We start from the raw sequence: 14,653 nt of genomic DNA on the forward strand, positions 1-14,653 counted from the left end.
AGAAGACGAGGTATGAAATACACTAGTCTCTTCTTATTTACAGAAGAGGCTTTTTACTTATTAAAGGAGAGATATAATTGGCACTAACGAAAAAAGCCCCATTCACAGCAGATCATGTAGGCAGTTTTCTCCGCCCTGAACGTATTAAAGAAGCACGTATTCAAAAGGAGAAAGGGAAAATTTCAGGCGTAGAGCTTCGAAATATTGAGGATGAAGAGATTATTAAACTAGTCGAAAAACAAAAGCAGGCGGGTTTAACATCGATCACAGATGGAGACTTGCGCCGCTCATGGTGGCACTTTGACTTTTTAGAAGGGTTAGTCGGTGTTGAAGGGTATGAGCCGGAAGAGGGAATCCAATTCAGCGGGGTGAAAACGAAAGCTCATTCTGTACGAGTTTTTGACCGTGTTGATTTTGACAGCCATCCGATGCTGGAAGACTATGAGTTTCTTCATTCCATTGTAGGAGAGGAACACGTGCCTAAATTTACGATTCCCAGTCCAAACATGCTTTTCTTTAGAGGAAACATTGATCGTGAAGTGTATTCCAATGAAGAAGTCCTGCTGGAGGATTTAACTAAAGCATATAAGAAGGCCATTCAAGCGTTTTATGATAAAGGCTGCCGCTATTTGCAGCTGGATGACACCTCGTGGGCTGTTTTCTTCTCGGAGAAAGGATTAAAGCAAATTGAAGAACGTGGACAGGAGCCGGAGAAGCTTCGGTCTTTATTTGTACAGGCAATTAATGAATCGATTGCCGATCGTCCAGAAGATATGGTCATTACGATGCACATCTGCCGAGGGAACTTCCGCTCTACGTATTCGGCGGAGGGTGGCTACGATGCTATCTCCAGAACGTTGTTTGATGAATTAGAAGTAGACGGTCTTTTCCTGGAATATGATGACGATCGTTCCGGCGGACTAGAGCCTCTAAAGCACGTAAAACGCAAAGACTTGAAGGTTGTGCTCGGTTTAATTACTTCTAAATATCCGGAGCTTGAGGATAAAGAACGGGTAAAAGAACGGATAGAAGAGGCAGCGTCATATGTTTCTAAAGATCAGCTCTGTTTAAGCCCTCAGTGCGGATTTGCTTCTACGGAAGAAGGCAATATCTTAACCGAGGACGAGCAGTGGGCAAAAATACGCCACGTTGTAGAAATTGAAGAAGAAGTATGGGAAACGCAATAAAAATATTGATCCAGAGAAAGGAAATGCCTTTCTCTGGATTTTTTCTTGGGAAAAATTATAAGTAAAAATGTTATGATCAAGAAAAGCGTGTATAAAACGGAGGGAAAATTATGAATTCATTTTTGCATCGAATAAAAGAGCAGATAAATACTGAAGATGAGACGGTGTTTCGAGTCATTTTATATTCGATCAGTGATTATCCTCATGTTCCGGACAAAATGATGGCTGAGCTGCTGAGGCAGAGCAGGAAATCAGACGCACGGCAGACGTCAGTTTTAGCTAATACAGAGAAAGTGACACTTGGTGATGAATCTATTCGAGAGCTTTTGAAATGCCTTCAGGTTTCCAATCATTATAATCGCTTCATTGAACAAATTAAATTAGAGAAGCTGTTTGAATACCGGCAGCAGCTTGAGCCTTATATTCATGAAGAAGATTGGGCGTTCCTTGAGCGGATAAGGAATGCGGATCATAGAGATGAACTTAATACGGTCTATACTGACCTTCTTAATGAAATGGCGGACAACCCTTCGCCAAGTTTGCTTGCCAAAGGAAAACGGGTAGTGGACCGTCTCGTTGAGAAAGAATGGCTGACGGCTGAAGAGTCATTTGAGAAAGTGAAAGAAAGTGTAAATGCCCCTGACATGAATGTAAATGGGTTATTCCATGTATATGCTTTTCGTTATTTTAGAGAAGATCGGTATGTTCCTATGCTTGCGGAGCTGCTTACGAGTAATAATGATTTATTACTCGAAGAAGCTGCTGATACCCTTAATCATTTTCAAACCGACATTGTAGCAGATGAGCTATACCCCCTCTGTTTTGAAGAAGATTTTATTTATCCTATAGGGGTGCTTGGGGAAACAAAGACGGATTATGCTTTATCTACACTTCGAAGATTATATGAAGATATTGATGAACTGGAGCCCCGGGAGCTTATTGCAGAGTCCATGTGTCTTCATTTCTCAGAGGAAAGCATTCCTGAAGTGGAGTCCTTTATGGAAAAAGGTGAATTTACAGGAATGGTGGACATGGATGAAACGGCCTATACTTATTTTAAGGTCATGAATAGAGAGCATCCGGACCTCATGCTGTGGAAAAACGAAGCAGAAGAGCGGGAAGGATATTTCCGATTTAATGAATAACCGGCCGATTGTGAAAAAGGTTAAAGTGGGACGTAATGAACCATGTACCTGCGGCAGTGGGAAGAAATATAAAAAATGCTGCGAGTCGAGGGAGGGCTTGTATGGAGCTTGAGGTGGACCGGATTTTCACAGATGAAGTGTTAGACGATGCTGCGCATAGATTTAATGTGAAAATGATTAAGAAAGTGGGAAGCTTTGAAAATTATGTATATGAAGTGATGCACAAAGGTAAACCTATGATTCTAAGGATTACGCACTCCTCTCATCGAAAGAAGCAGGAAATTGAAGCCGAAGTGGAGTGGGTGAATGACTTATACGTAAAAGGCATTCCCGCATCTCTATGTAAGCGCTCAGCTGCTGGTCACTTTGTGGAAGAAATCCCTGCAGAGAAGTCTGCTTTCTATGTATGCCTTTTTCACAAAGCTCCCGGCAAAAGGGCGCAGATCAAGAGTGGAGATACAACTTTATTTAAACGTTGGGGCTCTATTACAGGGCAGATGCACAACGCTGTGATAACTTACAATCCAAAGAATCGCAGAAAGCGATGGGATGAAGACGAGCTTCTCGATTTCCAGCTATATTTAGACCTACAGAAGGACCGGGAAATTATAGAGGCGGGCCAAAGGCTGAAGCAGCAAATTGGTTCCCTGCCTGAAAATAAGGAAACATTCGGGTTAATTCACGCCGATTTGCATCAAGGTAACTTTTTCCTTGAAGGTGACATCATACATCCGTTTGACTTTGATGACAGCTGCTATTTTTATTTTGCTCATGATTTAGCGGTACCCGTCTATTATTCTATGTGGTCTAACGGGAATTTAAGGAATGAAGAGATGGAAGAGTTGTTTATTTCCTTCCTTGAAGGGTATAGCAGCAAGCACTCTTTAACACAGGATATACTTAGAACGGTTCCTCTGTTTTTAAAGCTTCGTGATTATACACTTTACTCCGTGCTGCATAAGAAATGGGAAATCCCTGCCCTGAAAAGAGATGAAAAACAGCTTCTTCAAGGGATTCGGGAACGGTTAGTGAAGCAGCGTCCGATTGCTGATTTGTCATACGATAGAATATGGAGTTCATGCTAAGGAGAAGGTCGCTGCTGAAGTGACCTTCTCCTTAGTAATTACAGGCTCAGCTTTTCCTTTAACATTCGTGCTTCAGATAAAGCTTTTGAATCATTTTTTATATCTCCGGGTCTGCCTGCTTTTCCTATTAAATAGCCATCAAGCGAGCTTCCAAAAAACTGGAGAATATACTCGAACTGCTGGATTAGAGGAAGACCTTTAATTCCAGGGTTGTCACCGCCTGCTGCAATGACATAGACTTGTTTACTTTGCAGGTCTTCTTTAAATGTTTCGTATCCTGGTTCTCTTACCACCTGCGAAAAACGGTCAATAAAGTTTTTCATTAAACCGGACATGCTGTACCAATAAATAGGGGTGGCAAAAATAATGACATCATGGTTCAGCATTTGATCAATTATCGTGTGGTGGTCATCTTCAATTTTCTTAAAGCCTTCTTCCGAGTGCCGCTCATCTTTAATAGCTTCAATGTGATAGTTTCTTAAGTAAATGTGGGTAGTGTGCTGCTCTGGTACGGCCTGGTGAGCTAAGTATTCTGTGTTGCCGTTCTCGCGTGTAGAGCCATGAATGACAATCGTACTCATTGGTCTTCCTCCTTGCAATAAATGTATAATAAGCATACATGAATCCTCCGGCTTATGACACTTTTGTGACTCTCCTAAAAGATGTCCCTAAGATACCGATATATAAAGAAAACGGGAAGATTAATGGGGGAATTGGATGTTTCAGCTTTTTGCAGCTATAACAAAGACAAAGTCGGACGCTTTTGTCCTGGATTCTCAATCCAGAGGCAGCATTGAAATTAAAGATCCAGAGCTACATAAACAATTTCAAATGATTGAATTAACTGAATCTGATCTATCGGTATTGAAATCGTTACAGCCTATTATTAAGAAAAATATAAAAAGCATCGTGGATCAGTTTTACACCAATATAGAATATGAAGGCTCTCTGATGGATATTATTGATGATCACAGCTCAGTCGAGAGGCTGAAGAAAACTCTTACAAACCATATTCAAGAAATGTTTAATGGCGTTATTAATGAGAAGTTTATTCATCAAAGAAAAATTATAGCAGAAGTTCATGTGAGAATCGGTCTGCAGCCTAAGTGGTATATGTGTTCGTTTCAGGATTTATTGAATTCTCTCCTCTCCATCTATGATAAGGAAATCATAAATGGAGAGGAGTATCGGCGGGCCGTCCGGGCAACTACAAAAATATTAAACTTTGAACAGCAGATCGTACTGGAACTGTTTGAGCAGGAAAACCTAAGAATACGTGAAGAGGAAGCAGCAAAGAAAGCTGCAGCTTACCGAAAAATAGATGAAATGTCTGAAGAACTCGCTGCTATCTCACAGCAGGCCAGTGCCTCAACGGAACAGCTGACTGAACAAAGTGACAAAATCCTTGGCGATTCAAAAAAAGGAACAGAAGTGGCTCAAAACGTAGAAGCACAGTCAACAGAAGGAAAAGAACAGCTTGAAGTACAGCAGTCGCAGATGAATCATATCCAGCTAAGCATTCAACAAATCAAAGATGAAATGGAAAAATTAAAAGGAACAGCAGATGAAATCAGTCAAATCGTAACGATCGTGTCGTCTATTGCGGAGCAGACGAACTTATTATCATTGAATGCTTCAATAGAAGCAGCGCGTGCCGGGGAACACGGGGCTGGCTTTACAGTGGTAGCCAATGAAGTACGTAAGCTTTCTGAACAAACGAAGAGCTCCGTTTCAGAGGTTTCTGAGTTAATTCAGTCTACAAACGGTCAGATACATAAGGTCTCTCATAACGTAGGAGGCATTGAGCAGCTGATCTTAGAGGGTACAGAGAACATGAATCAAATTAATGACTTTTTCACAGAAATTGTAGCAGCAATGGCCCGGAATAAGGAGTATAATTCTGGAATCGAAAAGGAACTGGAAGGATTTTCACAGGTTATTCAGGAGATCAATGAAGCTGTAGCCCAGGTAGCTGCCTCATCTCAACAGTTGACCGAGGTTACGGAACAACCATAAACGGGAATGAAAAGAGTAGAGCATTGCTTCTGCTCTTTCTTTTTATGATTGAAACCTACTCCCTCTCATATACGTAGTAAAAAGAAAATAGTTAGCGGAGGAATGAAATATGAGCCTTCATCCTGTACTCCAAATTCATGACTGTCATATTATCATTAGAGATCAATCTATATTGAAGCAAGTTTCGTTTGAAGTGGATAAAGGCCGGATTACAGCTTTAGTCGGCCATAATGGGGCTGGGAAATCAACGGTAATGAAGGCTGTTACAGGTTCACTGGAGAAAGCAGGCGGAACTATTTCAATCAATGGCATAAATCAGGATCAGAATTTCTCAGAATATAAATATCAATTCAGTTATATCCCCGAAGAACCTCTGCTCTTGAATGAACTGACAGTGTTTCAGCATTTTCAGCTTTATCAAAAGAGCTACGATATTCCTGATCATCTATTTATTGAGCGTATCCAAGTCTATGCCGAGGCGTTTGAACTGATGGATAAGTTGGATGAGTATCCAGAAGCTTTATCAAAAGGGATGAGACAAAAAGCTCAAACCATTTGTGCACTGCTTCCAGACGTTCCGCTGCTGCTCATTGATGAACCTTTTATGGGCTTAGATGTGTATGCCGGAGCATATTTAGAGAAACTGCTTAAAGAGCGGCGGGACCTGGGAACGAGTATATTGCTTACGACTCATCAGCTTGAAAAAGTCCATGACCTGGCAGATGATTTTGTTATGTTGAAAAACGGCCGGGTTTCTTCGGCTGGAATAGTGGAGGAATTTGATCAACTGGATCGGAGAGGGTCTTCATGAATTTCTCGACATGGGAAGTTTACTGCTGGGTACGCAGCCAGAGGCTCCAGAAGAAAAGGAATCTGTATCAGCAGGCCTTTTTGGTGAATTTTGATATCACGGTGATCGTCTATTGTTTGATCTTTGGTGTTTTGCTTTTATTTATAACTGCGGATTGGTTAGACCGATTTCTTCCGTTGGTAGAATCTTCGCAGGCACAGATCCAGCAAGTAGTGTGGCTGCTTCCTGCAGTTGTTTTTCTTAGATCCTGCTCTCAGTCTTTTTTTCATTCCGGCTTAGCCTTTACAACGAGTGAGCTTAATATGAGCATGCTGCCGCATACGAGAAGCCACCTGCTTTGGCACATTGCCTTAATAAGAGGAGGTATGCACCTGGCGGGAGCTTTTGCAGCAGCATTGCTTTTTGGATGGATTACTCCCTTTACGTATTCATTTGTCTTTTACCTGGCAGCCGTTTTCAGTTTGTTTTTCATTCTAACTATTCTCATCCAGTGGAAGCTGTTTTCGCTCTCGCGCTGGCAAAAATTAAGCAGTGTCGTAACTGCGTTTCTTTTTATTGCGGGATTACGTTACGTCGTGTCTGCCTTAGACCTGCATGCGGGATGGGTCGGGTGGCTGCTTGGCTTGGTGTTGCTGGGTGTAAATATATATATCCTTCCCCGCAGCCTGCAGGGAGTGGACTGGGGTCGGACGGTGGAAGTTAACGATGCAAGAGTGTGGAATATTAAATTAATCAGTCACATAACAGGCACTTCAATTAAACCTCCGAAGCGTTACGGAGTTCTTCAAACTTTCCTGAGAAGCCGGAGGGCGAAGCAGCGTTTTAATGAGATTCATCAATTATATCATCGGCTTTGGCGCCATCACTTACATCATAAGTTCAGTTATGTATGGAAAACCTTGCTTATAAGTGCTGTCATCGTCGTTGTTCTGCCTGCTCAAACTTATTGGGTCATATATATTAGTCTCCCTGTTGCTGTATATGTCTATATAGAAATGGCAGCCAGTTTATTTGCAGATCAATTTCAGGAGCATCCTCTTTTAAATATAATTCCAATAGAAGAAAAAGGGTGGCTCAGTACTTTTTATCGCTGGGCAGCCGGAGGGCTGGTCATTCTATTTATTTTCTTTGCAGCAGCTGTCGGTTTTTTAAAAGGATTTCACCTCGCTTTTATTATTCAAATCATCGCCCTGATCTTTTGGAGCATGTACGATTTACACCTGCGATTACAAGAGAGGGTAAATGTTGTTCAGCAGAAAAACATACAGGTTCAGGAAGTTCTAAGGCTCTGCGGATATTTGTTTCTAGGGGCCGGGGTATATGTTTCTCCTGTCGTTTTAGGTGTATTTCTTCCTCCGCTGATTAAAATTTATTTGAATAAGCGTCCTTTTTACCGATCAGCCGCATGAAGGTTAAGGACGCCTATTCCGACTATTGTTCAAGCCATTCTTTTATAACTGCAGCATGGTTATGAGTTTCGTCTTTGGCTCCATAAAGTAAGAGGACGCGGTTTCTGGCTGCCCGTTTCTTCAGCTCCTTAACCTTTTCTTTTTTTTCGGGGTCCTCTTGAAGTTCTTTTTTATATCTTTTTTTAAATTCCGGGAACTTGTCGGGGTCATGATTAAACCATTTTTTTAAACTTGAGCTTGGTGAAATTTCCTTCATCCATTCATCTAACCGGGCTTGCTCTTTAGAGATGCCTCTGGGCCAAATTCCATCTACAAGCACACGGTATCCTCCAATGTTTTGATCTTCATCGTAAATTCTTTTTAAAATAACCGACACAAATTCTTCCTCCATCCTCTATATTTTTATTAACTAGTCCTCTTCTTAGGTTTATTTTCCATCTTTTAAATTCGATAAACAGAGAATGGAAATTATGTTACTATAAAAATAGCGAAAAAGTGTAAAATTTTAGTTTATTTGTTGGTTTATATGGATACATATAACTATTTAGTAAAAGGGGTGAATTTGTGAACGAGCTAACCTACCTGGTTATTTTTACAGTAATTGTTGTTGTTATCGGTTTATGGGAAAAAAATTCACTGGATCATAAATTGAAGAGGATTCCTACTAGAATTCTTATTAATGGAATCAGGGGAAAGTCCACTGTGACTCGTTTAGTAATGGGAATTCTAAAGGAGAACGGTGAAAAAGTAGTCGGCAAGACAACAGGCACCTCTGCAAGAATGTTCTACTGGGATTTAGAAGAAGAAGAGCCTATCGTACGTGGTCTGCAAGGGCCGAACATTAGTGAACAAAGAAAAATGGTACATAAAGTTACGAATCGGAAAGCCGATGCTTTCGTAAGTGAATGTATGGCAATTAACCCGGAGTATCAGAAGATATTCCAGGAGAAATTGGTGAAATCCAATATAACGATCATAACAAATGTTATGGAAGACCATCTGGATATCATGGGACCCACTCTCGATGATATAGCACGCGCCTTCAGCTCCACTATCCCTCATAATGGTTATTTGATTATTCCCGAAACCACTTATCAAAGCTATTTTGTAATAGAAGCTCAAAAACGGAACTCAAAAGTGATCATTGCGGACGAAAGTACAGTTGATGAGGAATATCTAAAAAAATTTCCGTTCATGATTTTTCCTCAAAATGCAGCTTTGGCTTTAGCAGTGGCTGATATACTGGGGGTTGATCGGGACACGGCACTGCAGGGAATGTTAAATGCTCCTGTTGACCCTGGTGCGATGCGTGTTCACCAATTTGGTGATGAGAAACGGCCTAAGTATTTCTTTAATGGATTTGCAGCTAATGATGTGACCTCTACTTTAAACATTTGGGAGCGCATTAAAGAACAAGGATATCCGGTGGATGATGTTACCGTAGTTATGAACTGCCGTCATGACCGCGTGGAACGTACGATCGAGTTTGCCGAAAAGGTGCTGCCTTATATGGAGATCAACCGTCTTGTAATCATTGGAAAGGAAGCTCATCCCATTCTGTCAGCCTATGATGAAGGAAAGATAAGAACGAACCACATTGTAAACCTGGAAAAGCAGCCGGTTGAAAAGGCGGTTGATTACATTAATCGTTTACCTGACCATGCACTCGTCTACGGAATAGGCAATATCCATGGGGGAGGGGAGGAGTTTGCCGCGGCAATTGAAGAAAAGGAATTATCACAAAGAGAACGGCAGAAGCAGGACGGCTCCATGTCAGCCGTGGAATTTACAGAGAGAAGCTATCAATTGAATAAATAAACAAATAAGTTTTGAGTTTAAAAAGGGGTTGGAGACGAATTGTTTGGCACGGATTTGTACATTGCGATCGTTATTGGGGTTTTATTGAGTCTGCTTTACGCAGAGAAGACTGGAATTATGCCGGCGGGCCTGGTGGTCCCCGGCTATCTTGCTTTAATTTTTGACCAGGTGATGTATGTCCTGGTTGTAGGATTGATTAGTTTGTTTACTTACCTTCTGGTGACTCAAGTGCTTTCCAGATTTACTGTTCTTTATGGACGGCGGAAGTTTGCTGCCATGTTAACAGTAGGGGTTTTATTAAAAATGTCTATGGATTACCTCTATCCACTCACACCCTTTCCAGTCATGGAACTCAGGGGGATCGGGGTTATTGTACCTGGGTTAATAGCCAATTCGATTCAAAGGCAGGGGGTTATCCCTACGTTCAGCTCCACTTTTGTTATTGCGTTTTTTACATTTGTTTTTATTACGGTCTATCATTTGCTGTAGGGGAGTTTTAGTATGAAAGAAACAAAGCTGAAGACATTTATGCAGGCATGGGTCAAAAAACATCGAGAGAAAACTGTTTCTCATTCTATTATTCTCGCTATCATTTTGTCCATTCCTTTTTTTGCTCATAAACAGATTGATAATGTTCCGGTGCCTGAGGATACAAGGCCCGACAATGTTGATTACCGTGTATCCATGGTGGGTGATATGATGCTTGGCAGGCACGTTCAGGACGCGGCATTAAGAGAAGGGGAGCCGGTTGACCGTGTTTTCTCCTACGTCACTCCATATTTACAGGAGTCCGATCACGCTACAGGTAACTTTGAAAACCCGGTAATTGACACAAGTGACGAGGAAGTTGAAAGTCAGATGGAAGACTATGAATTACATAATAAGGATATCCATCTTTATGCTGAAGCAGGAGCTGAGGAGGCTCTTGTAGATGCAGGATTTGATTCAGTTACTTTAGCAAACAACCACACCATGGATTATGGAGATTTATCATTAACCGAGACACTGAACCACATGGAAAGCCTGGATATGGATTTGCTCGGAATAGGTGACGTCCTTGATTCTGGGGAAGCACAGGTAGAAACGGACAGTGAGGAAGAAGAAGTCAAAGATGCTGGAGAGATTTCTTATTTTGATATAAGCGACGATTACTCAGCTGCAATTCTAGGGTTTACGGACGTATTCGTTCAAGGCTACAGCGCTGGAGATTATGTTGGAGGAGTTCTAACGGGAGACGGCCTGGATGTTCTTCAAAACCGCATTAGAGAAGCGAGTGAGGAAGCAGATGTAGTTATTGTACACGCTCACTGGGGGGATGAATACCAGGTCGGTTCAAACGAGGAGCAGGAAAATCTCGCCTGGCTTCTCACAGACATTGGGGCTGATATTATCATCGGCCACCATTCCCATGTCCTCGAACCGGTTACTGTAGTAGAAACTCAAAATAATACGTCTCTTGTCATGAATAGTCTTGGAAACTTTGTATTTGACCAGGGGTGGTCGCGGACTAAAGAATCCACCCTTGCCCAGCTTGACTTTTTAGAGGATGGAAGCACAGATCTTTCATTTATTCCAATGCAGATTACTGACACGAAGCCGCGGGAAACAAAGGGGATATTAAAGCCTTACCGGGATTACCGTATTTTTAGGACGCTGAGGAAAGAGCTTGACCCTGATTTATGGAAAGTTGAAGACAGCCGGCTCGTAATTGATTTACAAGAAGCAGGCGTACTGGATTACGGAGGGTCAGACTCATGAATTACTTAAAAGTGACGAACATATTCGCTGTTATTGTGTTCATTGGTTTAGTAGGGTGGAATTATTATTTTGAAGATGAGTTTGATGCATTTCGAGAGCCGTATCAGGAGGAGGAGCCTTCGGAGGCGGTGGAAATTGATGCGGATGATGAGGAGTCATACGCCTATGGAGTAAGTGCTCTCCATCCATTAGCTGTTGAGGCAGGAATGGAAGTCTTGAATGAAGGCGGTAATGCTGCTGAAGCCGCAATCGCTGTGTCTTTTACTTTAAGCGTGGTTGAACCCTATGGCTCAGGTGTCGGAGGCGGAGGTCAAATGGTCGTTCAGGAACCGGGACAGGATGCAATGACTTATGACTACAGAGAAGCGGCCCCGGAGAGTGGGGAATGGCCTGAAAGAGGCGTAGCTGTTCCAGGATTTGTTAAAGGGATGGAAGCCTTGTATGAGGATTATGGAGAAAACAAGGAGTGGGCTGAACTATTATCCCGATCTATTGAGTATGGAGAAGAAGGGTTTGAAGTGGGACGCATCTTTAATGAACAAATCCAAAGCTCTGACCGTTACCTTCAGCTTCCTGAAGCTGAAAGAACCAATTTTTACCCTGAGGGACAGCCGATTGCCATGAATGAGACGCTCGTTCAGGAAGAACTGGCTGAAACACTGAAGATTATACAGGAAAATGGCGCAGATGGGTTTTACGAAGGGGAGCTTGGACAACAGATTGCCACAGAGCTAAATGTTCCTCAAAGTGATTTATCCTCCTATGAAGTGGCGGAAAGGAAAGCGGCTGCAGGGAGCTTTAAAGATCAGACGGTTTATGCAGGTTCTTCTCCAACGTCTGGTGTTATCGTGATTCAGGCACTGCAGATGATGGAACGCCTGGAGGAAGATTTTGAAGGAGTCATTCAAAGTGAATTCGAAGATGAAAATGGAGAACTGCCTGACTATCTGGCTGATGGCCTTCCTGAAGACATGGAAGCTGTAGTGAATGACGAGGAATGGCAGGCCGTTTACATTCACCTTGTTAATAAAATTACGGATAAGGTATACAGTGAACGAGTAAGTACTCTTGGGGACCCTCAGTTTGAAGAAGTCGACCAGGAAGAGCTTACATCTGAAGATTATACAGATGAGCTGTTTGAGCAGGAATTTTCTGAGGATGGAAGCGGAATGACAAGCTCCGCAGAATTGTTGGACAGTCCGAATGAAATAAATGACTCAAGGAATACAACACATTTTGTGGTTGTCGATAAGGATGGCATGATGGCTTCCGCAACGAATTCCCTTGGTGAGTTTTTCGGCTCAGGAAGGTACTCAAATGGTTTTTTCCTTAATAACCAGTTGAATAATTTCAGTACTGTCGAAGGTTCAATTAATGAATATCAGCCTGGAAAGCGCCCACGCTCATTTGTATCTCCGATGATTTTTGCGGAAGATGAGGAACCAGTGCTGGGGCTTGGCTCCCCGGGCGGTTCAAGGATACCGGCTATGCTGATTCAAACATTTCTACAGTATGAATATGGCAGAGATGACAATGAGGAACGAATAAATTTACAGGAGGCGATCATGAGACCAAGGTTCTACACGGAAGATAACGTTGTCCACCTGGAGAACATGGTGGAAGATACTTCCCTGGAGGCCTTACGTGAAGGGATGAACTATTCTGTTATTACTCATGATTCTCCGCTTTATTATGGCGGGATTCAAGGGTTAGGGGTCCGCTCAAATGGAGAAGTACAAGAGATGTTTGGCGGAGGAGATCAGCGTCGATTAGGAACCTGGCAGATTGCAGACGAGGAAGGTTTAGTAGAAGACGAAACAGGCGAATAGTTGGAGAAGTTTGTCGAGAACCCATCGCTTTCTCTTTGATCTTTTTTCGCTAAAAGGTCACTAAACTAAGCGGCGTCTAAGATTCTTGTTTAACTCTGCTCCGTATTTCAAAGGTTCCACGAGTCTGTTTTGATCTAGGAACGGAAAAAGCCCTGATGGAGACCTCATGAGGTACAACTACCCCAACTCTTTCAACAGCCGGGAAGAGGTCGGGACAAAACTGAATAAAACATAAAATAATCCGAATGATTTTGTAGAAATCAGTTCGGATTATTTATGTTAAAGAGAATTTACTCTATCGCTCCGTCAAAATGCTGCGCTTTCCTGCGGGACCACTGCTTTACTTTTTTCAAATCCTTTTTTTTTATACAATCTGAAATAAAATTTCTAAAACATAAACATAACATTGACAAAATAATTCAAAAAGAATATGATGAAGTCAGCTATTAAATTGTCGCAATTTTAGCAAAACCACAAGACAGCGCTTACATATTTATCATCTCCTTTTTTCCCGCCGCATTTCATCCAGATTTCCATCACAATCAGTAAAACTCCTTTATTAAAGGAGGCATATATAAAAGACTAGAGGTAAGGAGTCGATTGCGTTCATGGAGTTATCGAATCTAACAACTGAAAAAAGAAACAAGAGCAGTATGACTTTGGATCAAATGTCGATCATGGAAGCCTTACATACAATAAACGATGAAGACAAGAAAGTAGCCCGGGCTGTAGAGTCTGTCCTTCCAAAAGTAAACATATCAATCGAAAAGATTTATAAATCATTAGCAAAAGGCGGCCGGTTATTCTACGTGGGAGCAGGGACCAGCGGCCGGCTCGGCGTTATTGATGCATCAGAATGTCCGCCTACTTTTATGACCCCGCCAGAGAAGGTGCAGGCCATAATGGCAGGGGGAAATGAAGCGTTTTTCAGTGCAGTAGAGGGTTGTGAAGATAATGAGAATCAAGGGGCTGAAGACCTGGAAGCTAAACTGCTGACATCGGATGATGTGGTCATTGGGATCACAGCCAGCGGGAGAACTCCCTATCCAATTGGAGCTTTAAAATATGCCCGTAAAATAGGTGCGTATACCATTTCGTTATCGTGCAATGAGCACTCAGAGATCAGCCGTCACGCAGATTGTGAAATTGAAGTCGTGGTGGGACCTGAAGTATTGACAGGTTCGACACGCATGAAAGCAGCGACTGCTCACAAAATGATTCTTAATATGATCAGTACTACAACAATGATTCAACTTGGAAAAGTGCATGAGAACCTGATGGTTGATGTCCATGCCAGTAATTATAAATTGATGGAAAGAGCAAAAAGAACAATTATGGAAATCACCAAAGCTTCTTACGACGAAGCAGAGAAAGTTTTAAAAGAAACGAATCATGAAGTGAAACCAGCTGTGGTAATGATTGAGACGGGTGCCGGTTTCAAAGAAGCGCAAAAGGCTATCCATCAGAATAATGGTTATGTAAGGAAAGCGATCGCTCACATATTAAAGCAGAGCACGTAACTTTCAGAAACAACATTAATGGCTTTTCAGTCTGTTAATGAGTTTCATATACTTAACAACATTAAAAGGGGGAAG

General features: G+C 42.0%; 14 protein-coding genes. 12 read left to right on the plus strand and 2 right to left on the minus strand.

The window, feature by feature from the left end:
• Nucleotides 1-77: 77 nt before the first annotated feature.
• From LF822_RS09895 to LF822_RS09910, 4 genes are all read left to right on the plus strand, one after another.
• Nucleotides 78-1,187, plus strand: coding sequence for a 5-methyltetrahydropteroyltriglutamate--homocysteine S-methyltransferase (locus LF822_RS09895; RefSeq protein ID WP_253923866.1), 1,110 nt, complete (start codon nucleotides 78-80; stop codon nucleotides 1,185-1,187).
• Nucleotides 1,188-1,297: 110 nt separating this feature from the next.
• Entirely contained in the window at nucleotides 1,298-2,332 is a 1,035-nt protein-coding gene (locus tag LF822_RS09900) for a hypothetical protein (protein ID WP_253923867.1), read from the plus strand.
• Nucleotides 2,325-2,444 carry an SEC-C metal-binding domain-containing protein gene (locus LF822_RS09905; protein ID WP_371925875.1) on the plus strand — a complete coding sequence of 40 codons (120 nt, stop codon included), beginning with the start codon at nucleotides 2,325-2,327 and terminating at the stop codon, nucleotides 2,442-2,444. Before LF822_RS09900 ends, LF822_RS09905 begins: the two co-directional genes overlap by 8 nt.
• Nucleotides 2,434-3,417 (plus strand): phosphotransferase enzyme family protein, encoded by a 984-nt coding sequence (locus LF822_RS09910; RefSeq protein ID WP_253923868.1) that lies wholly within the window; start codon nucleotides 2,434-2,436, stop codon nucleotides 3,415-3,417. Before LF822_RS09905 ends, LF822_RS09910 begins: the two co-directional genes overlap by 11 nt.
• A gap of 38 nt (nucleotides 3,418-3,455) precedes the next feature.
• On the opposite strand, the gene LF822_RS09915 is transcribed toward LF822_RS09910, so the two are convergent.
• The gene (locus LF822_RS09915) at nucleotides 3,456-3,998 is read right to left on the minus strand and encodes a flavodoxin family protein (protein ID WP_253923869.1); all 543 of its coding nucleotides are present in this window, start codon (nucleotides 3,996-3,998) and stop codon (nucleotides 3,456-3,458) included.
• Nucleotides 3,999-4,134: 136 nt separating this feature from the next.
• On the opposite strand from LF822_RS09915, the gene LF822_RS09920 reads away from it, so the two are divergent.
• From LF822_RS09920 to LF822_RS09930, 3 genes are all read left to right on the plus strand, one after another.
• Nucleotides 4,135-5,433: a globin-coupled sensor protein gene (locus tag LF822_RS09920; RefSeq protein WP_253923870.1), complete on the plus strand. Its 1,299-nt coding sequence runs from the start codon at nucleotides 4,135-4,137 to the stop codon at nucleotides 5,431-5,433.
• A gap of 109 nt (nucleotides 5,434-5,542) precedes the next feature.
• Complete coding sequence (locus LF822_RS09925) at nucleotides 5,543-6,244, plus strand: ABC transporter ATP-binding protein (protein ID WP_253923871.1); 702 nt, start codon at nucleotides 5,543-5,545, stop codon at nucleotides 6,242-6,244.
• 83 nt (nucleotides 6,245-6,327) lie between these two features.
• Nucleotides 6,328-7,653: a hypothetical protein gene (locus LF822_RS09930; protein ID WP_253923872.1), complete on the plus strand. Its 1,326-nt coding sequence runs from the start codon at nucleotides 6,328-6,330 to the stop codon at nucleotides 7,651-7,653.
• 22 nt (nucleotides 7,654-7,675) lie between these two features.
• Here LF822_RS09930 and LF822_RS09935 read toward each other — a convergent pair whose 3' ends face one another.
• Nucleotides 7,676-8,029 (minus strand): DUF488 domain-containing protein, encoded by a 354-nt coding sequence (locus tag LF822_RS09935; protein ID WP_253923873.1) that lies wholly within the window; start codon nucleotides 8,027-8,029, stop codon nucleotides 7,676-7,678.
• Nucleotides 8,030-8,217: 188 nt separating this feature from the next.
• Between LF822_RS09935 and pgsB the strand changes: the two genes are divergently transcribed.
• The 5 genes from pgsB to murQ all read left to right on the plus strand — a co-directional run bounded on the left by pgsB (nucleotide 8,218) and on the right by murQ (nucleotide 14,578).
• A complete protein-coding gene (gene pgsB, locus LF822_RS09940) occupies nucleotides 8,218-9,471 on the plus strand; it encodes a poly-gamma-glutamate synthase PgsB (RefSeq protein WP_253923874.1) in 1,254 nt (417 codons plus the stop codon).
• A 39-nt stretch (nucleotides 9,472-9,510) separates the two neighbouring features.
• Nucleotides 9,511-9,960 carry a poly-gamma-glutamate biosynthesis protein PgsC gene (pgsC, locus tag LF822_RS09945; protein ID WP_253923875.1) on the plus strand — a complete coding sequence of 150 codons (450 nt, stop codon included), beginning with the start codon at nucleotides 9,511-9,513 and terminating at the stop codon, nucleotides 9,958-9,960.
• Between the two features lie 12 nt (nucleotides 9,961-9,972).
• On the plus strand, nucleotides 9,973-11,229 hold the full coding sequence (locus LF822_RS09950) for a CapA family protein (RefSeq protein ID WP_253923876.1): 1,257 nt from the start codon (nucleotides 9,973-9,975) through the stop codon (nucleotides 11,227-11,229).
• Nucleotides 11,226-13,058, plus strand: a complete 1,833-nt coding sequence (locus tag LF822_RS09955) for a gamma-glutamyltransferase family protein (RefSeq protein WP_253923877.1) — start codon at nucleotides 11,226-11,228, stop codon at nucleotides 13,056-13,058. The genes LF822_RS09950 and LF822_RS09955 overlap by 4 nt, the downstream gene beginning before the upstream one ends.
• A gap of 608 nt (nucleotides 13,059-13,666) precedes the next feature.
• Nucleotides 13,667-14,578 (plus strand): N-acetylmuramic acid 6-phosphate etherase, encoded by a 912-nt coding sequence (gene murQ, locus LF822_RS09960; RefSeq protein ID WP_253923878.1) that lies wholly within the window; start codon nucleotides 13,667-13,669, stop codon nucleotides 14,576-14,578.
• Nucleotides 14,579-14,653 lie beyond the last annotated feature (75 nt).

The sequence above is a fragment of the Halobacillus sp. A5 genome, assembly GCF_024189315.1.
Classification (GTDB): Bacteria; Bacillota; Bacilli; order Bacillales; family Halobacillaceae; genus Halobacillus_A.